The organism is Mycolicibacterium wolinskyi, assembly GCF_002101965.1.
Classification (GTDB): Bacteria; Actinomycetota; Actinomycetes; order Mycobacteriales; family Mycobacteriaceae; genus Mycobacterium; species Mycobacterium wolinskyi.
In genome coordinates this window covers 303,584-326,214 of record NZ_LQQA01000006.1, presented here as the reverse complement: position 1 = coordinate 326,214, position 22,631 = coordinate 303,584, and the positions used below count along the sequence as shown (strand labels likewise).

22 protein-coding genes are annotated in these 22,631 nt (G+C 66.6%); 7 read left to right on the top strand and 15 right to left on the bottom strand.

Annotation, left to right across the window (positions count from 1 at the left end):
* The first annotated feature begins 41 nt into the window (after positions 1–41).
* From AWC31_RS05320 to AWC31_RS05310, 3 genes are read left to right on the top strand one after another with little or no spacing between them, the layout of a single operon-like run.
* A complete protein-coding gene (locus AWC31_RS05320; RefSeq protein WP_207626292.1) occupies positions 42–1,004 on the top strand; it encodes an alpha/beta fold hydrolase in 963 nt (320 codons plus the stop codon).
* Positions 1,001–2,179, top strand: a complete 1,179-nt coding sequence (locus tag AWC31_RS05315; protein ID WP_067850376.1) for an LLM class flavin-dependent oxidoreductase — start codon at positions 1,001–1,003, stop codon at positions 2,177–2,179. The genes AWC31_RS05320 and AWC31_RS05315 overlap by 4 nt, the downstream gene beginning before the upstream one ends.
* Positions 2,179–3,195 carry a zinc-binding dehydrogenase gene (locus AWC31_RS05310; RefSeq protein ID WP_085143301.1) on the top strand — a complete coding sequence of 339 codons (1,017 nt, stop codon included), beginning with the start codon at positions 2,179–2,181 and terminating at the stop codon, positions 3,193–3,195. Before AWC31_RS05315 ends, AWC31_RS05310 begins: the two co-directional genes overlap by 1 nt.
* A 4-nt stretch (positions 3,196–3,199) precedes the next feature.
* Here AWC31_RS05310 and AWC31_RS05305 read toward each other — a convergent pair whose 3' ends face one another.
* The 3 genes from AWC31_RS05305 to AWC31_RS05295 are packed head-to-tail and all read right to left on the bottom strand — an operon-like array spanning position 3,200 to position 7,084.
* Positions 3,200–4,288 (bottom strand): NADH:flavin oxidoreductase/NADH oxidase, encoded by a 1,089-nt coding sequence (locus AWC31_RS05305; RefSeq protein WP_085143439.1) that lies wholly within the window; start codon positions 4,286–4,288, stop codon positions 3,200–3,202.
* Entirely contained in the window at positions 4,254–5,618 is a 1,365-nt protein-coding gene (locus AWC31_RS05300) for an MFS transporter (RefSeq protein ID WP_085143300.1), read from the bottom strand. The genes AWC31_RS05305 and AWC31_RS05300 overlap by 35 nt, the downstream gene beginning before the upstream one ends.
* Before the next feature lie 11 nt (positions 5,619–5,629).
* On the bottom strand, positions 5,630–7,084 hold the full coding sequence (locus AWC31_RS05295; protein WP_085143299.1) for an aldehyde dehydrogenase: 1,455 nt from the start codon (positions 7,082–7,084) through the stop codon (positions 5,630–5,632).
* Between the two features lie 138 nt (positions 7,085–7,222).
* On the opposite strand from AWC31_RS05295, the gene AWC31_RS05290 reads away from it, so the two are divergent.
* On the top strand, positions 7,223–7,954 hold the full coding sequence (locus AWC31_RS05290; protein WP_085143298.1) for an SIMPL domain-containing protein: 732 nt from the start codon (positions 7,223–7,225) through the stop codon (positions 7,952–7,954).
* Between the two features lie 3 nt (positions 7,955–7,957).
* On the opposite strand, the gene hpt is transcribed toward AWC31_RS05290, so the two are convergent.
* From hpt to dacB, 4 genes are read right to left on the bottom strand one after another with little or no spacing between them, the layout of a single operon-like run.
* Positions 7,958–8,533 (bottom strand): hypoxanthine phosphoribosyltransferase, encoded by a 576-nt coding sequence (gene hpt, locus AWC31_RS05285; RefSeq protein ID WP_207626291.1) that lies wholly within the window; start codon positions 8,531–8,533, stop codon positions 7,958–7,960.
* Positions 8,534–8,578: 45 nt separating this feature from the next.
* Positions 8,579–9,538 carry a tRNA lysidine(34) synthetase TilS gene (gene tilS, locus AWC31_RS05280; protein ID WP_067850202.1) on the bottom strand — a complete coding sequence of 320 codons (960 nt, stop codon included), beginning with the start codon at positions 9,536–9,538 and terminating at the stop codon, positions 8,579–8,581.
* Positions 9,517–10,563: an Rv3626c family coenzyme F420 biosynthesis-associated protein gene (locus AWC31_RS05275; protein WP_085143438.1), complete on the bottom strand. Its 1,047-nt coding sequence runs from the start codon at positions 10,561–10,563 to the stop codon at positions 9,517–9,519. Before AWC31_RS05275 ends, tilS begins: the two co-directional genes overlap by 22 nt.
* The gene (gene dacB, locus AWC31_RS05270; protein ID WP_085143294.1) at positions 10,560–11,945 is read right to left on the bottom strand and encodes a D-alanyl-D-alanine carboxypeptidase/D-alanyl-D-alanine endopeptidase; all 1,386 of its coding nucleotides are present in this window, start codon (positions 11,943–11,945) and stop codon (positions 10,560–10,562) included. Before dacB ends, AWC31_RS05275 begins: the two co-directional genes overlap by 4 nt.
* A gap of 140 nt (positions 11,946–12,085) precedes the next feature.
* Between dacB and AWC31_RS05265 the strand changes: the two genes are divergently transcribed.
* Positions 12,086–12,574, top strand: coding sequence for an inorganic diphosphatase (locus AWC31_RS05265; protein WP_067850208.1), 489 nt, complete (start codon positions 12,086–12,088; stop codon positions 12,572–12,574).
* A 71-nt stretch (positions 12,575–12,645) separates the two neighbouring features.
* The gene (locus tag AWC31_RS05260; protein WP_110774910.1) at positions 12,646–13,128 is read left to right on the top strand and encodes a 2-oxo-4-hydroxy-4-carboxy-5-ureidoimidazoline decarboxylase; all 483 of its coding nucleotides are present in this window, start codon (positions 12,646–12,648) and stop codon (positions 13,126–13,128) included.
* A gap of 203 nt (positions 13,129–13,331) precedes the next feature.
* On the opposite strand, the gene AWC31_RS05255 is transcribed toward AWC31_RS05260, so the two are convergent.
* Positions 13,332–14,432, bottom strand: coding sequence for a HigA family addiction module antitoxin (locus AWC31_RS05255; protein WP_085143290.1), 1,101 nt, complete (start codon positions 14,430–14,432; stop codon positions 13,332–13,334).
* Positions 14,433–14,825: 393 nt separating this feature from the next.
* Between AWC31_RS05255 and AWC31_RS05250 the strand changes: the two genes are divergently transcribed.
* On the top strand, positions 14,826–15,968 hold the full coding sequence (locus AWC31_RS05250; protein WP_085143288.1) for a beta family protein: 1,143 nt from the start codon (positions 14,826–14,828) through the stop codon (positions 15,966–15,968).
* Here the strand turns inward: AWC31_RS05250 and AWC31_RS38255 are convergent.
* From AWC31_RS38255 to AWC31_RS05220, 7 genes are all read right to left on the bottom strand, one after another.
* Entirely contained in the window at positions 15,961–16,542 is a 582-nt protein-coding gene (locus AWC31_RS38255) for a sce7726 family protein (protein ID WP_165765915.1), read from the bottom strand. The genes AWC31_RS05250 and AWC31_RS38255 overlap by 8 nt on opposite strands.
* A 258-nt stretch (positions 16,543–16,800) precedes the next feature.
* On the bottom strand, positions 16,801–17,775 hold the full coding sequence (locus AWC31_RS05245) for a 2-hydroxyacid dehydrogenase (protein ID WP_085143286.1): 975 nt from the start codon (positions 17,773–17,775) through the stop codon (positions 16,801–16,803).
* A 1-nt stretch (position 17,776) separates the two neighbouring features.
* Entirely contained in the window at positions 17,777–19,126 is a 1,350-nt protein-coding gene (gudD, locus tag AWC31_RS05240) for a glucarate dehydratase (protein WP_085143437.1), read from the bottom strand.
* A 16-nt stretch (positions 19,127–19,142) separates the two neighbouring features.
* Positions 19,143–19,943: an IclR family transcriptional regulator gene (locus tag AWC31_RS05235; RefSeq protein WP_085143284.1), complete on the bottom strand. Its 801-nt coding sequence runs from the start codon at positions 19,941–19,943 to the stop codon at positions 19,143–19,145.
* 1 nt (position 19,944) lies between these two features.
* Positions 19,945–20,667, bottom strand: coding sequence for a sulfite exporter TauE/SafE family protein (locus AWC31_RS05230; protein WP_085143436.1), 723 nt, complete (start codon positions 20,665–20,667; stop codon positions 19,945–19,947).
* Entirely contained in the window at positions 20,664–21,647 is a 984-nt protein-coding gene (locus AWC31_RS05225; RefSeq protein WP_085143282.1) for an ABC transporter ATP-binding protein, read from the bottom strand. Before AWC31_RS05225 ends, AWC31_RS05230 begins: the two co-directional genes overlap by 4 nt.
* The gene (locus AWC31_RS05220) at positions 21,640–22,620 is read right to left on the bottom strand and encodes an ABC transporter ATP-binding protein (protein WP_085143280.1); all 981 of its coding nucleotides are present in this window, start codon (positions 22,618–22,620) and stop codon (positions 21,640–21,642) included. The genes AWC31_RS05225 and AWC31_RS05220 overlap by 8 nt, the downstream gene beginning before the upstream one ends.
* Positions 22,621–22,631 lie beyond the last annotated feature (11 nt).

The window sequence follows — 22,631 nt, the reverse complement described above, 5'->3', positions numbered from 1 at the left end:
GGTGTCTGGCCCCCAGCCGTCGGCTGTGCTTGGGTGAGATCGTGATCACACCGACCGAACGGTTAGTCGATACCAATGGCGTCACGTTGCGGCTGGCAGAAGCGGGTGAGCGGGGCAACCCGGTCGTCGTGCTGGCCCACGGATTTCCCGAACTCGCGTACTCGTGGCGACACCAGATTCCGGTACTGGCCGAGGCCGGCTACCACGTCCTGGCCCCGGATCAGCGCGGATACGGCGGTTCGTCGCAGCCCAGCGCGATCGAGGACTACGACATCACCAAGCTGACGGCTGACATCGCCGGTTTGCTCGACGACGTCGGCGCCGAGAAGGCCGTGCTCGTCGGCCACGACTGGGGTTCACCCGTGGTGACCACCTTCCCGCTGTATTACCCCGACCGGGTCGCCGGCGTCGCCGCGCTGAGTGTTCCGCCGATACCGCGGTCGCCGGCGGCGCCCACGCAGATCTGGCGCAACATCTTCGGCGACAACTTCTTCTACATCCTGTACTTCCAGGAGCCCGGTGTGGCCGACGCCGAGCTCGGCGGCGATCCCGCCCGCGCCATCCGCAGGATGCTGGGTGGCCTGCGTACCACCGGTGACGAGTTCGCCGCCGAACGCATGATCGCGCCAGGACCGGAAGGATTCATCGACCGCCTGCCCGAACCGGACGGCCTGCCGGACTGGATCACCGCCGAGGAACTCGACCACTACACCGCGGAGTTCAGCCGCACCGGGTTCACCGGCGGCCTGAACTGGTACCGGAACTTCGACCGCAACTGGGAGCTGACCGAAACAGCGCCCGCCACCACCATCGACGTACCCGTCCTGTTTTTGGCCGGCAGCGCCGATCCGGTGCTGAGCTTCACCTCGCGCGACCACGTGCGCGACGTCGTCACCGGTGAGTACCGCGAGGTGCTGCTCGACGGCGCGGGCCACTGGCTGCAGCAGGAGCGGCCCGACGAGGTCAACGCCGTGCTGTTGGAGTTCCTGAGAGGCTTGAAGTGAACAGACCACTCAACTTCGGCGTCTTCATCACGCCGTTCCACCCCGTCGGCCAATCCCCCACCACCGCGCTGCAATACGACATGGACCGCGTCGAGGCGCTCGACCGGCTCGGCTACGACGAGGCGTGGTTCGGGGAACACCATTCGGGTGGTTACGAACTCATCGCGTGCCCGGAGGTGTTCATCGCCGCGGCCGCCGAACGCACGCGGCACATCCGGCTCGGCACCGGCGTGGTGTCGCTGCCCTACCACCACCCGCTGATGGTCGCCGACCGCTGGGTGCTGCTCGACCACCTGACACGCGGCCGGGTGATGTTCGGTACCGGACCGGGCGCGCTGCCGTCGGACGCCTACATGATGGGTATCGATCCGGTCGATCAGCGGCCGATGATGCAGGAATCCCTCGAGGCGATCCTGGCGTTGTTCCGGGCCGCGCCCGACGAGCGGATCGACCGCAAGACGGACTGGTTCACGCTGCGCGACGCCGCACTCCACATCCGTCCCTACACCTGGCCTTATCCGGAAATCTCAACCGCGGCAATGATTTCGCCATCCGGGCCGCGGCTGGCCGGGGCGCTGGGCACATCGCTGCTGTCGCTGTCGATGTCGGTGCCAGGCGGCTACGCCGCCGTCGAAACCACCTGGGACGTCGTGCGCGATCAGGCCGCCAAGTCCGGCAGGCCCGAACCCGATCGCAAGGACTGGCGCGTGCTGGGCATCATCCACCTCGCCGATACGCGTGAACAGGCGATCGAGGACTGCACGTATGGGCTGCAGGATTTCGCCAATTACTTCGGCGCGGCCGGTTTCGTGCCGCTGGCCAACGAGGCGGAAGTGGCGCCATCAGCCTATGAGTTCGTGGAAAACTATGCGTCCAAAGGCAATTGCTGCATCGGCACCACGGCCGACGCGATCGCCTACATCCAGGATCTGCTGGACCGCTCGGGCGGCTTCGGCACGTTCCTGATGCTCGGCCACGACTGGGCTCCGCCCGCGGCGACGTTCCACTCGTACGAGCTGTTCGCCCGCGAGGTCATCCCCCATTTCAAGGGTCAGCTGACGGCGGCGCAGGCCTCCCACGACTGGGCCAAGGGCATGCGGGATCAACTGCTGGGCCGGGCCGGGCAGGCCATCGTGAACGCCATCACCGAGCACACGAAGGAAGGGCAGAGCTGATGCGCGCCGCGGTTTTGCGCGACGGCCGGATGGTCGTGCGTGACGACGTGCCCGATCCCGTTCCCGGGCCCGGGCAGGTGCTGGTCGACGTGAAAGCGTGCGGGATCTGTGGATCGGACCTGCATTTCGCCAAGCACGGCGATGAGATGCTGGCTGCCGGCGCGCAGATGGAGGGGCTGCCCGACATCAACGCCGGGATCGACCTGTCCCGCGACATCTTCATGGGTCACGAGTTCAGCGCCGAGATCCTCGACGCCGGACCGGAAACCGAAACCCATGCGCCCGGCACCCTGGTCACGTCGATCCCCGCGCTGATCTCGACGACCGGAGTCGACATGATCGTCTACAGCAACACCACGATCGGCGGCTACGCCGAGAAGATGCTGCTTTCGGCGCCGCTGCTGTTGCCGATACCGAACGGCCTCGACGCGGACCGTGCCGCGCTCACCGAGCCGATGGCCGTCGGCCTGCACGCGGTGAACGCGGCGCGTATCGAGCGGGGCGAGACCGCGCTCGTCGTCGGCTGCGGCCCGGTGGGTATCGCGATCATCGCGGCGCTCAAGCAGCGTGGTGTGGAAAACATCTTCGCGTCGGACTTCTCTCCGGCGCGACGAGAGCTCGCGACCACCATGGGTGCCCACGTGACGCTCGACCCGGCCGAGGATTCGCCGTTCCACCAGTGCCGGCCCAAGGTGGTTTTCGAAGCCGTCGGCGCACCGGGGATCATCGACGACGTCCTGCGGCGGGCCCCCGCGGGCTCGCGGCTCGTGGTGGCCGGGGTGTGCATGCAGCCCGACACCGTGCACCCCTTCTACGCGATCACCAAGCAGATCAACATCCAGTTCGTATTCGGCTATGACCCGGCCGAATTCGCGAACTCGCTGCGGGCGATCGCCGAAGGCGAGATCGATGTGGCACCGATGATCACCGGTCGTGTCGAGCTCGACGCCGTGGGCGACGCATTCACCGAGCTCGCCGATCCGGATCGGCACTGCAAGATCCTGGTGACGCCCTAGGCAGTCAGGCGAAGGCCCGGGCATACCGCGGCGGGTGCGGTAGCGCCGCGCCGAGGTGCTGCGCGGCCTGCCACACCCACGCCGGGTTGCGCAGCAGCACCCGGCCCAGAAACACCGCATCGGCCTGCTCGCCGGCGACGATCTCGTCGGCCTGGTCCGCTTCGGCGATCAAACCCACTGCCGCGGTCGGGATTTCGGCCTCCTTGCGCACCCTGGCGGCGAACGGCACCTGGTAGTTCGGCCCAACCGGGATCTTGGCGTCGGGTGCCGAACCGCCCGAGGACACATCCATGAGGTCCACACCGAGGCGCTTGAGCTCGACGGCCAACTCGATCGTGTCGTCGACCATCCAGCCCGGGCGGGGATCGTCGGTGTCCCCACCGAGCCAATCGGTGGCCGACACCCGGAAGAACAACGGCAGCTCGGCGGGCCAGCGGGTCCGCACGGCGCGCACGACCTCCAGCGCGAAACGCCTGCGGTTGGCCGGTGACCCACCGTAGGCGTCGGTGCGATGGTTGGCATGCGGTGACAGGAACTGGTGGATGAGATACCCGTGGGCGCCGTGCAGTTCGAGCACGCGGAATCCGGCATCGGCAGCGCGGGCGGCCGCGTCGGCGAACGCCCGTACGATCGACTCGATTTCGCCGACCGTGAGCTCCGACGGTGCCGGCAGCCGGCCGAACGGCACAGCGCTGGGCCCGACCGTGTCCCACCGGTTTTCGGTGCGGTCCGCGTCGGGCCACGGACGCCCGGTCGACCCTTTGCGTCCGGCGTGGACCAGCTGGATGCCGGGAACGGCACCTTGAGCCGTCACGAAGTCGGTGATCCTCCGCAGTTTCTCGGCCTGGTTGTCGTTCCACAGCCCGAGGTCGTAGTCGCTGCTGCGGCCCCGCGGGTCGACCGCGGTCGCCTCGACCATCACCAGTGCCGCGCCTGCCGTCGCGCGCGATCCCAGATGGGCCAGGTGCCAGTCGGTGGCGGTACCGGTGTCCGGTCCGTCCGGTACCGCGGCGAACTGCATCATCGGCGACATCCACGCCCGGTGGGCGAACGTGACGTCACGGATTGTCAGCGGTGTGAACAGGTTTGCCATGTTCGGTCTCCTGGTCGGCGGGTGGGTCTTCGGGGAGCGGTGCGCCACGGGTTTCCGGGGCGAATATCAGGCCGAGCACGGCGATGAGCCCGAGCGCGGCGACCGATGCCGTGGCCAGTCCGAGGTTGCCGCCGAACCACGAGGCGGCGATCACCCCGGCGACCAGTGGACCGAATGCCGTGACATAGCGGCCCACGCTGTTGCAGACCGCAAGGGCCGTGGCGCGCACGCTCGCCGGGAACAGTTCGGGGCCGTAGATGAACGTGCCCGACAGCGCGCCGAACAGACCGAACCCGAGAATCGGCATGGCGACGAGAAATTCGGTGTAGCTGCGGTCGAACACGAAGGTATAGACGATGGCCGCGGCGGACACCCCGAAACTCAGCGCGAAAGTCTTTCGCCTGCCGATGAAATCGGCGAGGAATCCCCACGATGCGTAGCCGACGATGCCGCCCGCGTTGAACAGCATCGACGCGATGGCCACGCGGTGGTCGGCCACGTCGCGGCCGGACCCGGCCGCGATGGTGACCTCCCGGACCAGTTGCGGGTACCAGGTCGAGACGCTCCAGAAGGCGATCAGGGCACCGGTCGCCAGCGCGGTGCTCACCAACATCGGACGAAGCAGCGGCGGGGTGAACAGCCGGCGCAGCACGAACTGGTCGGCAGAGGTGTTGTTACCCAGGCGCTTACGCGCCTTGCGGGCCTCGATGCTGGCACCGACCTCTGGCGGTTCGGGCACGTAGCGGCGGATGAACCAGACCAGAACGGCGGGCAGCACGGCCAGCGCCAGCATCGGGCGCCAGCCGGCCGAGCCGAGCACGGCGTACACCGCGGCGGCCACGAAGAACCCGGCGGCGTAGCCCGACATCATGATGCCGCCTGCCCGGGCGCGGTAGCGGTTGCGCCAGGTCTCGGCGATCAGCGCCGCTCCGACCGGTGCCTCGACACCCGAGCCGAGGCCCGCGATGAACCGCAGTATGCCGAGCTGCCACCACGTATCGGAGAACGCGGCAAGCGCGGTGAACACCGCGTAGGTCAGAATGCCGAGCGAGAGCACCCGGGTGCGGCCGAAGTAGTCGGCCAAGATGCCGAAAAGGATTCCGCCGGTTGCCCATCCGAGTAAGAACAAGCTGACCGTCAGCCCGCCGTAGAACCCGATCGATGCCGGGGCCACGGCGATACCGCTGTGCGGCAGCAGCTCGGTCATGGCGGGCCCGAGTACCAGCACATAGAGGCTGCCGGCGAAGCCGTCCAGACCCCAGCCGAGCGTTGTGCCGGCCAGCACGAGCCACTGCACGCGGCTGATCTGTTGCGTAGGAGGCGGTGTCACGTCAGAGCCTTTCAGTTGAGCCGGCCGTTGTCCTGCCGGCCGTACCAGTCGACGGGTTCGGCCGCGGTACGCACCACGACGGTTTTGACCCAGGAGAAGTCGTCGAAGGACTCGGTGCCCGCGTCCTTGCCCGTTCCGGATTCTTTGACCCCGCCCCATGGCAGCGACGGTTCGAGGCGGTGGTGGTCGTTGATCCATACCATGCCCGCGACGATGCGTGCCGCCACCCGATGTGCCCGGGACAGGTCGGTGGTCCATACACCCGCGCCGAGGCCGTAACGGTTGTCATTGGCCATCGCGACGGCCTCGGCTTCGTCGTCGAACGGGATGACAACGGCGACCGGCCCGAAGATCTCCTCGGTGGCCACCGTCATGTCCATGGTCGCGTCGGCGAGAACGGTTGGCTGCAGGAAGAATCCGTCGCGCAGCGCGCCGGACAGCTCGGGCACCTCACCGCCGGTGGCGAGCCGCGCCCCTTCGTTGACCCCGATGTCGATCAGGCCGCGGACCTTGTCGCGTTGGCGTGCACTGATCAGCGGCCCCATCTGGGTCTCGGTATCGGCCGGGTCACCGATCCGGATCTCGGCCGCCCGCTTGGACAATGCGGTGACGAAGTCGTCGTAGATGGCGCGGTGCACGAGGAACCGCGAGCCCGCCACGCACGACTGGCCCGCGGCGACGAATGCGGCGAACGCCGCACCCTCGGCCGCCACGACCGGATCGACGTCGCCGAACACGATGACCGGGGTCTTACCGCCGAGTTCGGCTGTGACCCTGGCGAAACGCGACGCGGTCGCCACCGCGGCCGAACGCCCCGCCTCGGTGCCGCCGGTCAGCGTGATCTTGGCGATCCCCGGGTGTTCGGTCAGCCGCACGCCCGCGTCGCGGCCGCCCGTGACGACGGTGACGACACCGTCGGGCAGGCCCGCGTCGGCCATGATCCGCGCCAGCGCCAGCGTGGTCAACGGCGTGAGTTCGGACGGTTTGACCACAACGGTGTTGCCGTTGGCGAGAGCTGCCGACAGGCTGCGGGCGAGGATCAGCATCGGATGGTTGAACGGGGTGATGATGCCGCACACGCCCAGCGGTAGCCGCTGCTGATAGGTCAGGTACGGGCCGTCGCCGGGCAGCACACCGTAGCGCTGGGCGGCCAACAGACCGGCGTTGTAGCGGAACCACTCCGGCACTCGCGACAGCTGTGCCCGTGTCTCGGTGATCGGCCTGCCGTTGTTGCGGGTCTCCAGCCGGTACAGCTCCTCGGAGTGTTCTTCGATGGCGTCGGCGATGCGCAGCAGGAGGCGGGCCCGCTCGCTGCGGGTGAGCGCGGGCCACGCGCCGTCGTCGAATGCTGCCTGCGCGCGGGCCACGGCCGCGTCGACGTCGGCAGCGCCGTGCTCTGGAACGGTGTCGATGACCGTGCCGGTGGCCGGGTCGACGATGTTCCTGGTGCCAATCGAAGAAGTCATGGCTACGAGTGTCGGCACGGAGTGTGATGCGCATCAATGTTTTTCGAAACACAACTGCGCGCTCGCTTATGTGACGTGTCACAGTGTGGCTGTGTGACGTGCGACATCGGCGCGGCAGCGGGCCGGTAGGGTGCGGTCATGCCGTTCGCTGCGAAAACGAAGTTGCGGATCCTGGTCGTCGCTGGCCTGCTGGCAGTCGGCGCCACGGCGTGCGACGCGAACTCGGGTCCGGCCGGGTCGGGTGCGGGCGATCCGCGCCAGGTGACCGTCGTCGGCTCGGGTCAGGTTCAGGGTGTCCCCGACACGCTGACCGCCGATGTCGCGATGGAGTTCTTCGCGCCCGACGTGTCGGGTGCGCTCAACCAGTCGAGCCAGCGTCAGCAGGCGGTGATCGACGCGCTCGTCGGCTCGGGCGTCGACCGCACGGACATCGCCACCACGCAGGTCAGCGTGCAGCCGCAGTTCCCGCCCGACGGCACCGTGACCGGAGCGCCGACGGGGTACCGGGCCAGCAATGCGATCCAGGTGAAGATCCGCGACACCGCCAAAGCCTCCGACACGCTCGCGCTGATCGCGGGCACCGGCGGTGACGCCACCCGGATCAACTCGGTGGCCTACTCGATCGAGGACGACTCGGATCTGGTGCGCGACGCGCGTTCTCGCGCGTTCGACGACGCCAAGAGCCGCGCCGAACAGTACGCGCAGCTGTCGGGCCTGAGCCTGGGCAAGGTCATCTCGATTTCCGAGGAGTCCGGCGCCACACCGCCGCCGCCGACTCCGATGCCGCGCGCGGCCATGGAGGCGGTGCCGCTGGAGCCCGGCCAGCAGACCGTGAACTTCTCGGTGACGGTGGTCTGGGAACTGGGCTAGAACTCAGGCCGTGTAGACCTTCGGGTCGAGCGTGCCGATGTAGGGCAGATCGCGGTAGCGCTCGGCGTAGTCGAGGCCGTAGCCGACGACGAACTCGTTGGGGATGTCGAAGCCGACGTAGGCCACGTCGATGTCGGTGCGCACGGCCTCCGGCTTGCGCAGCAGCGTGCACACCTGCAGGGACCGCGGCCGCCGGGTCGCGAGGTTGCGCAGCAGCCATGACAGCGTGAGCCCCGAGTCGATGATGTCCTCGACGATGAGCACGTCCCGGTCGTTGATGTCGCGGTCGAGGTCTTTGAGGATCCGCACCACACCGGACGACGAGGTCGACGATCCGTACGAGCTGACCGCCATGAACTCCAGCTGCGTGGGCAACGGAATGCTGCGGGCCAGATCGGTGACGAACATGACCGCGCCCTTGAGGACGGTGATCAGCAAGAGATCGTCGTCGCCGAGGTCGTCTCGGTAGCGTTCGGCGATCATCTCGGCGAGTTCGGCGGTGCGCGTCCGGATCTGTTCCTCGGACAGCAGTACCGACTTGATGTCCCCCGGATACAGCTCGGCAGAATCGGCAGCCACGTGCACAGCGTGCCATGCGATGTGCCCGCTGACCAATGCGACCGGCTATACCTCTTCGACGTGCAACGCGAGCACGCCGTCACGACGGGCCGCGATGAGCCGCTGCCTGCGCAGCGTCGACCCGACCGCGACACCGCCCTGGCCACGCCACGCGGTCACCAACCGGTCCACGCCGCGAATCTGGATGTCGGTCAGATCGGTCGCGCCGCCGCCGAGTAGCCAGCCGCGGATCACCCGGCGCCGCACGGCGTCGGGTAGCCCGCTCAGCGCCGCGGTGTCGAGACCGCCGTCCGGCGTCGTCGACTCCGCAAGGGCGCGCTCGGCGAGTTCGTCGAGGGTGTCGGTGTCCTCGCGCAACGCGGTCGCGGTGCGGCCGAGCGCCTCGGCCACACCGCCGCCCAGCACCTCCTCCAGCAGCGGCATGACGTCGAGCCGCAACCGCGCCCTGGTGAACCGCCGCTCGAAGTTGTGCGGGTCATGCCACGGCTTGAGCCCGAGTTCGTCGCACGCCGCGTGGGTGACGGTTCGGCGCACGCCCAGTAGCGGCCGGTGCCACGGCGGGTCGTGCGGTCGCATCCCGGCGATGGACCGCGGCCCCGATCCGCGGCCCAAGCCGAGCAGCACGGTCTCGGCCTGATCGTCGAGCGTGTGGCCGAGCAGCACCGGTGCACCGTCGCGCGCGGCCCGCAGCGCGGTGTAGCGCGCCTGCCGGGCCGCGGCCTCGGGCCCGCCGGAACGCCCGACCACCACGGGAATCACCTGTGCCGCAGCGCATCCCACTGCCAGCGCTTGCTGGCGCGCCGTTTCGGCCACCGCGCGTGAGCCCGGCTGCAGGCCGTGGTCGACGATCAGCGCTGTCGTGGGCCGGTCCCCGGCAGCGATCGCGGCCAGCGCCAGCGAATCCGGCCCGCCCGACAGCGCGACGCACCAGCGTTCGCCGTCGACCTGCGCCCCGAACGCCGTCACCACCCGCCGCAGCGTCGCTACAGCACCCGATCGATCCATCGCCGCGGTTCGTCGATTTCGGTTGGCAGCGGCAGGGTTTCGGCCTCGGTCCAGATGGTGTTGAAGCGCTCCATGCCGACGGTCGACACGACCTCGTCGACGAACGCCTTGCCGCGGGTGTACTGGCTGATCTTGGCGTCGAACCCGAGCAATGCACGCACCACGCGTTGCACCGGGGGCTGTTTACGTTGCCTGCGTTCGTCGAAACGCCTGCGGATCGTCCCCACCGAAGGCACGACGGCCGGGCCGACGGCGTCCATCACGTGGTCGGCGTGCCCTTCCAGCAACGTGCCGAGCACAAGCAGTTGATCCAGTGCCCGGCGTTGCGGCTCGGCCTGCACCGCCCGCATGAGGCCGAGGATGCCTGCCGAGTTCGGATCCGTCGCCGACCCGTTGCGCTGATTGCGGACGTACTGCGCGAGCCGGCCGACGACCGCGGCGACATCCTCCCCCGCGTCCTGGGTGAGCACGGCCAGCGCCTGCGACATGTGGTCGGCCAGCCACGGATTGGCGCGGAACTGGACGCGATGCGTGACCTCGTGCAGACACACCCACAGCCGGAAATCCGTTGGGGTGACGCGTAGTTGGCGTTCGACCGCGATGACGTTGGGGTACACCAGCAGCAGCTCGCCGCCGTCCGGACCGAAGGGGTCGTACTGGCCGAGGATGCCCGACGAGATGAACGCCAGCACCGCACCGGTCTGCGCGCCGGTGACCCGCCCGGTGATGAAACCGGGCTTGTGGTCTTCGTCCCCGCCCGTCATCACGCGCATCGACCGGGTGGCGGCGCGGATCCACTCGGTCCGGTCGACGATGCGCGCCTCGGGCAGCTCGGCGCCCTCGTTGAGGCCCGTCACCTCACGGACCGGAAGTTCTGCGGCGCGGGCGCTTTCGGCCAGCTGGTCGATGGCCTGGCGGCGCGTGTAGTCGGTGGCGGCCGGGGCGGGGCGGGCCAGCTTCGCCCCGACCGTCGCGGCGAAGTCCCAGTCGACGGCGCGGCCCGCGGTCATGGTCGGGCTGCTCATGTGCCGCATCCACACGTGCGCAGCACCGCGGCCAGCGCGTCGATCGCGGTACGTCCGGTGGGCCCGGCGTTGTTGGAGATCAGGGCGAACGTCAGCACCCGGCCGTCGTCGTCGGTGACGATGCCTGCGAGCGCGTTGGTGCCGGTGAGCGACCCGGTCTTGGCCCGCAGCCAGCCCGCGGCGGCCTTGCCCCCCTCGGTGTCGAGGTAGCGGTTCGACAGCGTGCCGCTGCCACCGGCGATCGGCAGCAGGTCGACCAGCGGCCGCAGCGCGGGTTGGGTGTGGCCGGCCGCGGCGTTGACGACTTCGTCGAGGGTCTTGGCGGTGAGCCGGTCATCGATCGAAAGCCCGCTCGAATCGACGAGATCGGCGCCCGTGGTGTCGATGCCGATGCCCTCCAGCTGGTGGAGCACCGCGTCGACCCCGCCCTCGAAGCTCTGCGGGCGGTTGAGCTTCTCGGCGACTTCCCGCGCGATCGATTCGGCCATCACGTTGTCGGAGTCGTTCATCATCTGCCGCAGCCGTTCGATCAGCGGGGCGGACTGCACCTCGGCGATCTTGGTGCTGGGGCCGCTCAGCCCCGACGGCAACAGCGTCACGGTCTCGGGGTCGATACGAAGGGCGGCGGCCAGCGCCTTGCCCGCGTCGAGCGCCGGGCTCGTCGACCGCCTCGACTCCACGGTCGTCGGTTGCGTGCGTCCGCCGTCGAGCATCACCGACTCCATCGGCGCGATGTCGCCGCCTGCGATGTCGGCCGGATCCCATCCGGGCGCCATGGTCGGTCCGCTGTAGAGGCTCGTGTCGACGCGCACCGTGGTGGCCCTGACCCCGCTCTGCCTGATCTGGTCGGCGAGGTCGCTGATGCGGGCGGCGCCCTTGTACCAGGTGTCGGTATCGGCGGGGGCGGCCGAAAGCGTCGGATCGCCGCCGCCGTGCAGTACCACCAGACCTGGCTGCGAATCCGAGGCAAGCACGGTCGTGGTCAGGCGCGCGTCACGGTCCAGGGTGAGCAGCGCAGCCGCCGTGGTGAGCACCTTGTTCACCGACGCGGGCTGCATGGGCAGCTCGGCGCCCTGCTCCCACAGCGCGGCGCCGGTGTCGGCATCGGTGATGCGGCCGGTGACCATGCCCAGGTTCGGATCGGCCAGAGCCGGCGCCAACGCGGCTTCCAGACCGCCCTCGGTCGGGGTGGGGGCCGATATGTCGACGGGGACGATGCCCGGGCTGGCAGTCGCGGGCGCCGGGACGGGCCGGACCGCTTCGGCGGCGTCCGACCGGTGCCCGGTGAACAACGCAGCCACCGCGACGACGGCCGCGACCAGCACAATGACCGCGACGCCTACCGCCACATGGGTGGACCGCCGCCACCGAGTGGGCCGCATATTTCCCCTGCTCTCGATTGTTCCGGACGAGCCACCCCTCATCGCCAGCCTATCGCTCATCTAATGTTGGCCCGGCGGGTCGACCCCGCGTCGTCGTCCGACGACCCCAGACTGAACGAAGATGCGAAGGAGCCGCGACGGTGGAGTTCGACGTCGTCATCGAGATCCCGAAGGGTTCGCGCAACAAGTACGAGGTGGACCACGAGACCGGCCGGGTGAAGCTCGACCGCTACCTCTACACCTCGATGGGCTACCCGGCCGACTACGGGTTCTTCGAGAACACCCTCGGCGAGGACGGCGATCCGCTGGACGCGCTCGTGTTGCTGCCCGAGTCGGTGTTCCCCGGCTGCATCGTCGAGGCCCGCCCGGTCGCGATGTTCAAGATGACCGACGAGGCCGGTGGCGACGACAAGCTGCTGTGCGTGCCCGCCGGTGACCCGCGCTGGGATCACATCCAGGACGTGGGCGACGTTTCACAGTTCGAGCTCGACGCGATCAAGCACTTCTTCGTGCACTACAAGGACCTGGAGCCGGGCAAGTTCGTCAAGACCGCCGACTGGGTGGGCCGTGCCGAGGCCGAAGCCGAGCTGCAGCGTTCGATCGAGCGGTTCAAGGTCGAGGGCCACTAGTCCGGCACTGATTTAGCGCCCCCGTAACACGGGGTAACGCCGCTGTGCTTTGCGGCTCCGATGATTGCCATGTGTTGATGCATCAGGGCATGGGGCTTGAGGCGTACAACGCATTGCCGATGCGGCGCGCCGTGCACGCCGTCTACGAGTGCTGCTACAGCGTGCCGCTGGCCGCCGACCTGGCTCGGGGACGGCCATACTCCGACCACGAGTCGTTGTTCCGCCAGGCCGACACCCTGCTGTTCAGCCTCGGCGAGGACTCGATCGACGGGGTGCTGCAGGCCTATCCGCTCTTCGGCTGCCGCTGGGCCCATCGGCCCGACGCGACGGCGCAACTGGAGACCGCGATGGCCGACTACCGCCGGCGGTTCGGCTTCAGCTTCGTCATGTACACCGCCGACTGCGACGCCGACACCGTGCTGGCATGTATCGCCGACCGGTTACACAACGACCACGAGACCGAACGCAAAGTCGTCCGCAACGAACTCGCCCGCATCAACCGCGTGCGGCTCGAACGCATGCTCGGACCCGAGGGCGGCTTCTACAACTGGTAGGCCCTGAGTAATCATCCGGGATCCGCGCCGAACACGGCGCTACGCTAACCGTTCATGTTCTAGGTAACGACATCGATCGCACCATAGCTAGCGGTCAGATAAGCCGCGGGAGAGGGTTTCGGCGGACGAAATCATGGGCTATCACTGTAATCGCCCTTGTACGAGTCGAACGTCGATAACGAACCAAGCTGCTCGACTACATCCTAGTGGTCACCCAACAGTCGAATTGGTTTCTTTAGGTCGTTGAGCTGATTACGACCAATGTGCCCATCTCTCTGTAGCCGACCAACGACGATACCTGGAGCAATGTTCTGCGATTTCGCGAATGACCGGACAGCTTGTCGACCAAGTTCGCCGGCTTCGACAAACTCGCCATAATCAGCAGGCGGAAGTAAAAAATCTCGCGCGAACTTATCGGCCTTTTCTTCTTCGGAATCATCCGAGGCGAACATGTCGACGCCAGAGCCATCGACAAAGTCCTGCCGGCGAGCGCCCGATAAGATATGCCCGGCTTCATGGAATAAGGTAAACCAAAATTGGTCATCCGATTTGTATCGCAGACTGAGCTGCAGGACCGCCTTCACGCCAAGCCATCGGGTAGCTCCGCTCAGATGGGTACCAGAGAGCTCCGGTATCAGGACCACAACGACGCCAGCAGATTGGCACTCAGTCTTGACCTTCTTCAAGATTTCGTCAAATGGCTCGCGGCGCGACAATGTACGAATGCGGCCAAGAACACGGCGAAATTCACCAGGATCAAACGCTGGACAAGACACCTTGCTCGCCTCAATTTCACCCCACCGGAGCCAGGCAGCAACCGCATTGGGAGAAGCGGCGAACGCGGGGGACGATCGGTATGCCGCTACCGCGCTGAGCCGCTCAAAAGCCTCGGGACTACTCACCCCAAAGAATGAAAGAAGATTTGACAGCGTGTCACCTTTCGACCTGCCCTTCTCCATTAAGCCGTATTTCACAAGTTCCATAACCGGGAACTTGTCGGCCCAAGTAGCTTGCATATCCAATTCACGTTGCGACTCTTGTCGGGCTAATGCGTACCGATATTGCGCCTCAAGACTGGTCCAAAACCGAGCCGATATCCCCAGAGCTCTTTCAAGTTGGATAGCGGTCTCAGACGTAATTGCGGCCTTTCCTTTTACTATCTCATTGACGGTCTTAACTGGACGACCAAGCCGGTGCGCAAGTTCGGACTGCGTCATGCCGCGTTCTTGCAGCGCCTCTAGAAGGTTCTCTCCCGGCGCAACTGCCCATTCTGGCTGCCATCCGGGGTAGGTGTTAGTTGCCATGGTAATCAATCACCTCTGTAATACGGATCTGCGTGACCCTGGTTCGGTCAATGCCTCCGCTCTGAAGCATCGGTAACGGATCATGGTCAGGTATAAAAATCAGCCTGTATGAGCCCCAGAGATATATCGCGAATGTGCCAACCCTGTCAGCGCTCAGGTGATGACAATTCCCAGGCACACCATCCATGTCCGCCAGTGTCGGCGCGGCATGCAATGCCGCAAGCCGACGCTTCAGCACTTTCCACTGCTCCGCGCCCCAGTGCTTTACACCCGAGCGGTCGCCAGTACAAGCCTTTGCCAGCTTTTGTTCCGCCCAAACAATCTCGATCGGACCGCTCCCTTGACGCATTTAACCCTTGGGGTTAAAAATACTATAGCGCAAGGAGGACGTCAGTGACAACATCGACGCAACTTAGCTTGACTCGGCCGGAGTGGTTCCAGCCGGTACCACCTGGGACCCAGCACTACGTTGCAGTGCTGCAGAACAAGGCTGGTGAGCGCAATGCCCTAGCCCATGCTTCGGCGAACGTCTGGGCACATATGACGCCACTCGTCGAGATTCTTGGCCCCAAGAGAAGCGATTCTGAGCCGTACTCACACTCGCGAACTCAAGGTTGGGTGAAGAAGGTTGCAGCCGCTGTCGGTGCGCATCCATGCTTTCTCGACATCCTCCGCCTCTCACCGAATCACACCGTGGTGACCAAGACTGGAAGGCTGCCAGTGCTGACGGCAATCTACGCCGACGCGCGCCGACGGCGCATGGCCTTTGTCCCCGTGTTGCGCCTGAGCGACGCGCCGAGTACAAGAGCCCAGATCGCGGCATGCACGCAAAGCGACGGCCGCGGCGTGGCGATTCGGCATCGTTTACTGGGCTCGGCATCGATCAATGGTCGCGGCGCCGAGACCCTGCTAATTGAGGCGCTTCACACCGTCGACGTTGAGATCACCGGGGCGGACCTGATTCTCGATCTGGACTTCATCTCGGAAGACGTTGACCTCGAAGCCGAAGATGTCGCAGCCACGATTGACGATCTCACGGCAATTGGCAACTGGAGAAGCGTCGTGCTCGTCGGCAGCTCGATGCCCAGTTCACTGGGCGGGGGTGTGGTCAACGAAGGCACAATAGGAAGACTGCCGCGACGAGAGTGGGACCTCTGGCGTGACCTCGCAGCGATGCAGATATCTCGGCTCCCGACATTCGGTGACTACGCGATCCAGAACCCGAAGCCTCCCTTCGAGGGGCAGTCGAGCGGCCCAGGCCAACGTGCGAACATTCGTTACACAGCAGACCAGACCACGTTAGTCCCACGAGCGGTCGGTGCGGTAATCCAGGAAGGTGCAGAGCAGTATCGCGAGCTTTGTGAACTCCTTGTGTCCCAACCAGAATTTGCAGGTGCCGACTTCAGTTGGGGCGACCAAGAAATCTTCGACTGTGCCTACGGATTAAGTGAACCGGGTTGGCAGGAGCAATGGCGTGGCGCGGGAACGTCGCATCATCTCGGCCACGTAGTGGATCAGCTGTCTCGTATCAGCTAGCGACAAATCGCCGCGACGGTATACGAGCGGCAGCAGGGTCTCGGCGCAGCAACGCTTCTCGAACTACAGTCTTGAGTTCGTCAAGATCGAGCAGGGACAACAAAGATTGCCACATCCTACCCCGCCTGGCGTACGGGTCCGGGGGAACTCCCAGTTCACCAAGCGCCGCGGACGCTTCCTCTCGCCAGAGCAATCGGACCAACGTCTCAGCATCTACCGCACAATTGCTACCAGCTTCTCGCAGGCAACTAAAGGTCACCTCCTCGTTGGCCTCGATTACCCGTATGCCCCACCAAGGTGGAAGCAGCGCTATTGCGCGGTCCACGTGTCGGTGGGCTATCACCGCATGACACCGATCAAATACGCGCGCGTATGCCAATGCTTGACGCGGGAGCCGATCTAACCTGTCACGTTCGGTCTTGATCTCAAAACCCTCCAAGGCCTCCCCAATGCGAACCACGTCAGCTCGCTCGTTCGTACGTGGGACCCAAAACTCATAGACGGCATTGGCATTCGCCGATTCCGTGAGGATCTCCCTCCTCAAGGAATCCCGGACCGCAGCTTCGTTCAGCACAGAACTTATCCGCCGTCACGAGTCGCATGATCGAACATACGTTCGAGACTACGTGGACGGTGTGACAAAGGAACGATCCCGGCCTCATCGCGGTCCCGACAAGCGTTATGAACAGTCGGGCGTGGCCAAGATTCGTTCATCGATCGGGCGCATCTGGGCAAACTCACAGTTGACGTAACCATCCGTCACAGCCTATGCCTCCAGTCGATGCGCGATCGAGCAACGCCTGAAACAGCCCGACGCGGATAACGCAAGCCGTCAGCTTGACACCACATTCCGCAGCGGCTCGCCGCGAGCGAGCCTGCCGATGTTGTCGGCGATGTCGGCGGCCCTGGCCGCGAAGGTATTCGTGGTGACACCCGATACGTGCGGGGTCATGAGCACGTTCGGCAGGGTGTGGAACGGCATGTCGCTCGGGCTGCCGTAGCCCGCGGCGTCCGGGTAGCGGTACCACACGTCGATCGCCGCGGCCGCGATACCACCTGTCGAAAGTGCTTCATAGAGGGTAGCTTCCGCGACCAGCGGTCCCCGGCCGACGTTGATCAGGACGCCGGCGGGCCCGAGTGCACCCAGTTCGGCCGCTCCGATTATGCCGACGGTTCGCTCGGTCAGCGGTGCGCAGACCACCACCACCTCGGATTCGGTCATCAACTGTTCGAGCCGGTTCGTGTCGCCGGCCCACACCAGCCCCTCGGCTGCGGCGTCGACGCTGCCGCTGCCCGTCACCGCAGCGCCCTCGACGCCGAACGCACGCAGCAGATTCCAGCTGCTGCGGCCGATGTGACCGAATCCGACGAAACCGACGCGTGCGCCATGCAGCGAACTGGACTGGCCGATCGTGCGGTCATAGCCCGGTGTGGCCCACCGGCCGGTGCGCAATGCGCGGTCCTGCTCGGGCAGGTGACGACGCAGCATGACCGCGGCCCCGGCGACATACTCGGCGATCGACTGCTCGTGGTTGAACGTGTTGGCCACCTGCACGTCCGGACCGAGGCTGTCGAATGCCACCTTGTCGGTGCCCGCACCGTTGACGTGCACCAGGCGCAATCGGCCTGCTGCCGTGGCCATCTCAGGCGTGAAGCGGCTGCCGACGAACACATCGGCATCGCGCAGGTCATCGATGACGCCACTGTCTCCCGGCGTATGCCAGTGCACCGACGCATCCTCGGGCAGGTCGGCTTCCAGCCGCTGCCGGTGCGGCACCAGATACGAATCGGCGATTACGATCTTCATCTCAACCCCGTTGCAGTGCAGGACGTTTGCTGTCGAACTTCCATCCTGGAATCAGGTATTGCATGGCCGCCGCGTCGTCGCGGGCGCCGAGGCCCTTCGCCAGGTAGAGCTCGTGCGCTGCAGCCACCCGCTCGTCGTCGAGCTCGACCCCGAGACCCGGCGTGGCGGGCACGTCGAGGTATCCGTCGACGATCCGGTAGGGCTGCTTGGTGATGCGCTGCCCGTCCTGCCAGATCCAGTGGGTGTCGATGGCGGTGATGGCGCCCGGCGCCGCGGCAGCGACGTGGGTGAACATCGCCAGGGACACGTCGAAGTGGTTGTTGGAGTGCGAACCCCACGTGAGACCCCAGGCGTCGCACAGCTGCGCCACGCGCACCGAACCGCTCATCGTCCAGAAGTGCGGATCGGCCAACGGAATGTCCACCGCGCCCGCACGTATCGCGTGTCCCATCTCGCGCCAGTCGGTGGCGATCATGTTGGTGGCGGTCGGCAGGCCGGTGGCCCGTTTGAACTCCGCCATCACCTCGCGGCCCGAGAACGTACCCTCGGGCCCCACGGGATCCTCGGCGTAGGCCAGGACATCGGTGAGTTGACGGCACGTGTCGATCGCGTCGGCGAGCAGCCAGCCGCCGTTGGGGTCGAGCGTGATTCGTGCGTCCGGGAACCGTTCGGCAAGTGCGGTGACGGCCTTGGCCTCCTCGGCGGCGGGCAGTACGCCACCCTTGAGCTTGAAGTCGCGGAAGCCGTAGCGGGCACGAGCCGCCTCGGCGAGCCGGACGACGGCCTCCGGGGACAGCGCCTCGTCGTGGCGGATGCGCATCCAGTCGTCGGCACCCGCCGGTTCGTCGGCAGCCGACTGGTAGGGCAGGTCGGTGCGGTTGCGGTCACCGACGAAGAACAGGTAGCCCAGCGCCTGCACGCGGTCGCGCTGCTGACCGTCGCCGAGCAGGGCCGCGACGGGCACCCCGAGGTGCTTGCCGAGCAGGTCGAGTAGCGCCGATTCGACCGCGGTGACCGCGTGCACCGTCACCCGTAGGTCGAAGGTCTGCGCGCCGCGGCCCGCACTGTCACGGTCGGCGAACTCTCTGCGGATACTCGCCAGTACCGCGTGGTACTCCCCGATCGACCTGCCCTCGACGAGCGGGCGGGCATCGTCGAGCGTGCGGCGGATCGCTTCACCGCCGGGCACCTCACCGACCCCGGTGTTCCCGTCGGAGTCCTTCAGGACCAACAGGTTCCGGGTGAAGTACGGCCCGTGCGCGCCGCTGAGGTTCAACAGCATGCTGTCGTGACCGGCGATCGGGATCACGGTCATGCCCGTCACGACGGGTGTGGCGGTCTTGGTGCTCATCATCTTCTCCTGGTGTTCATGCGAACCACTTGTCCCCGTTGGCAACCGGCCGGACGACGCGCGAAACCTTGTCGCACACCATGCGCAGGGCGTCGACGATTTCGCGTTCGCGGGCCGGCGTGAGCCGCGACAGCGGCACCGACGCACTGATCGCGTCCTGCGCGGGCTGCAGGTAGCGCAGCGAGACCGCGAAGCACTTTATCCCCGTGGTGTTTTCCTCGTCCTCGGTCGCGTATCCCCTGACCCGCGTCTCGTCGAGCGACGCCTCGAGTGCGGCCCGATCGGTCACGGTGCGCGGGGTGAGCGGGGTCAGCGTCGGCGGGATGTGCGCATCGAGCTCGGCGCCGAAGCGCTCGGCGAGCAGCGCCTTGCCGAGTGCGGTGGTGTAGGCAGGCAGCCGGCGGCCCACCTTGTTCGTCGTGCGCACGTACTGCCGGGATTCCCTGGTGGCCAGGTACACCACGTCGTGGCCGTCGAGCCGGCCGAGGTGAAAGGTCTCGTCGAGGTCGCCGCGCAGATCGTCGAGAAACGGCGTGATCATCGGCAGATAAGGGTCGGCGTCGAGGTAACTCGTGCCGACGAGCAGCGCGCGGACGCCGATGCTGTACTGGCTGCCGGCATCGTCGGAACGGACCCAGCCCTGCGCCACCAGCGTGCGAAGCAGTGCGTGCGCCGAACTGCGCGGCATCTCCAGCGCCGCACAGATATCCCGGATGCGGCACGGCTGGTCCGGCCGGGCCGCCAGGTATTCGAGCAACTCCACGGTGCGCACCGCGGACTTCACTTTCCGCACCGAAACGCTGTCCTCGTCGGTCATTTCAGCCCCCGATCAACTGACGGACGATCAGCACCACCGCGCCGAGCGTGGAGATCACGATGGCGGCCCACCGCTGGCGTTGCCGGTCGAGATGGCGATTGACCCATCGCGACAACCCGTAGCCGGCGACGCACGCGGGAATCAGCATCGCGAACACGACAATCGTGTGGCGGTCGATGGACCCGGTCAGCGCGAGCACCACGAGCGACAGCACCGAGCCCACGAGGAAGAATCCGCTCATGGTTCCGCGCAGGCGGGCGCCGGTGTTGTTCTGCCACACCAGCGCCATGGGCGGGCCGCCGATCGAGGTGGCAGTGCCGAGCAGCCCCGACGTGGCCCCGGCCAGCACCAGGTTGCGCCGGTGTGGGGCCGGTATCCAGCCGAAGCTCGTCAGTGCGACGCCACCGAGCACGACCGCGGCCAGCGCATAGGCCAGGGTCCGCTCGGGCAACACCACGAGCAGCAGCGCGCCTGCGATGGTCCCCGGCACGCGCCCGGCGAGCGCCCAGCCCGTGCCTGCCAGGTCGATGTCCTCGCGCTCGCGCACCACGACCATCAAGGTGACCATGGTGGCCAGCATGATCAGGGTGCCCGGAATCAGGCCGGGATCGACGATGGCGACGATCGGCGCCGCCAGCATTCCCATGCCGAAGCCGATCGAGGCCTGCATGCATGACGCCAGCACGATGGCGGCGGCGATGATCACATAGCCGGCGATGCTCACGCCGAAACCGGCACGGCCGGCTGCAGTGGGTGATGGCATTCGGACATGTGGTCGGCGGCCTCGGCGACGAACCGCGGATCGGGCGCCTCCGTCGCGCAGATCTCGGTGGCCTGCCAGCAGCGGGTGCGAAAACGGCACCCCGACGGCGGGTTCAGCGGCGAGGGCACCTCGCCGCTCAACAGAATCCGGTCGTTGCGTTGCGCCGCATCGAGTTTCGGTGCCGCCGACATCAACGCCGCGGTGTAGGGATGGCGGGGATGCTGGTAGACGTCCTCGGTGCTGCCGCTTTCGATCATGCGCCCCAGGTACATCACCGTGACGCGGTCGGCGACGTGGCGGACCACCGAAAGATCGTGCGAGATGAAGATGTAGGAGATCTGCAGCTCCTGTTGCAGATCGTTGAGCAGGTTGAGCACCTGTGCCTGCACCGAGAGGTCGAGCGCGGACACCGGTTCGTCGCAGATGATCACGTCGGGGTTGAGCGCCAGCGCCCGGGCGATACCGATGCGTTGCCGCTGTCCGCCGGAGAACTCCTGCGGGTATTTGTTGGCAGCCTTGGCGCCGAGCCCGACCATGTCCAGCAGTCCCCGTATCCGCATCTCGCGGTCTTTGCGGTTCGGGTACAGCGTCTTGTGGGTGCGCCACGGCTCGGCGATGATGTCGCCCGCCGTCATGCGGGAGTTCAGCGATGCGTACGGGTCCTGAAAGACCATCTGCACGCGGCGGCGGAACTTCAGCAAGTCCTTGCCGCGCAGGCCGAACGGGTCGATACCGTCGAATGTGACGCTTCCGGAATCGGGGCGCTCGAGCATCATCAGAGTCCGTGCCAGCGTGGACTTTCCGCAGCCGGACTCACCCACGAGGCCGAGCGTCTCGCCGCGGGCGAGGTCGAGGGTGATGCCGTCGAGCGCAGCCAGCCGGTTCTTGCCGACCCGGAACGACTTCCGCAGATCGCGGACGCTCAGCAACTGATCAGACATTGGTGACCTCCTCCGGGAAATGGCATGCGCTGCGCCGGCCGTCGCCTTGCAGCGCGGGCCTCATGGTGATGCAGATGTCGCGGGCCAGCGGGCAGCGGTCCTGGTAGACACAGCCGGCCGGGATCGAGTGCAGGTCCGGTGGCGCACCGCCGATCGACTTGAGCGTCTCGCCGCGCACCGCGCTGACCGGCACCGAGTTCAGCAGGCCTTTGGTGTACGGGTGGCGGGGATTGGCGAAAACCTCTGCGACCGGACCGGTTTCGACGACCTGGCCGGCGTACATCACCGCGACCCGGTCGGCCTCCTCGGCGACCAGGGCGAGGTCGTGCGTGATGAGCACGACGGCCATGTCGTACTCGGTGCGCAAGTCACGCAGCAGCGCCATGATCTGGGCCTGCACGGTGACGTCGAGTGCGGTCGTGGGCTCGTCGGCGATCAGGACACTGGGGTTGAGCGCAACGGCCATCGCGATGAGCAGCCGCTGGCGCATGCCACCGGAGAACTGATGCGGATACGAGTTCAGCCGAGTCTCGGGCTGCGGAATCCCGACGCGGGCCATGAGCTCGACCGCCTTGCGTTTCGCTTCCTTGGCGGACAATCCCCGATGGATCCGGAACGGTTCGGCCAGTTGGGTTCCCACGGTATAGAGCGGGTTGAGCGCGGTGAGCGCGTCCTGGAAGACGATCGCCAACTCGGTGCCCGCGATCTCGCGGCGCTTCTTGCGGTCGGCACTGAACAGATCGACCTCGCTGTCCTTGCCGGTGAGCTTCGCGGTGCCCGACACGACGTCGGCGACCGGCTCCAGCAGGCCGACCAGGGCCGTCGCGGTCATCGACTTGCCGCAGCCGGATTCGCCGAGCAGCGCCAGGGTTTCGCCCCGCTCGGCCGAGAACGACACGTTGTTGACGGCGCGGACGGTACCGGTGATGGTGCGGATGTCGACGGACAGATCGTCGACCACCAGTGCGGTCATGACAGATCCCT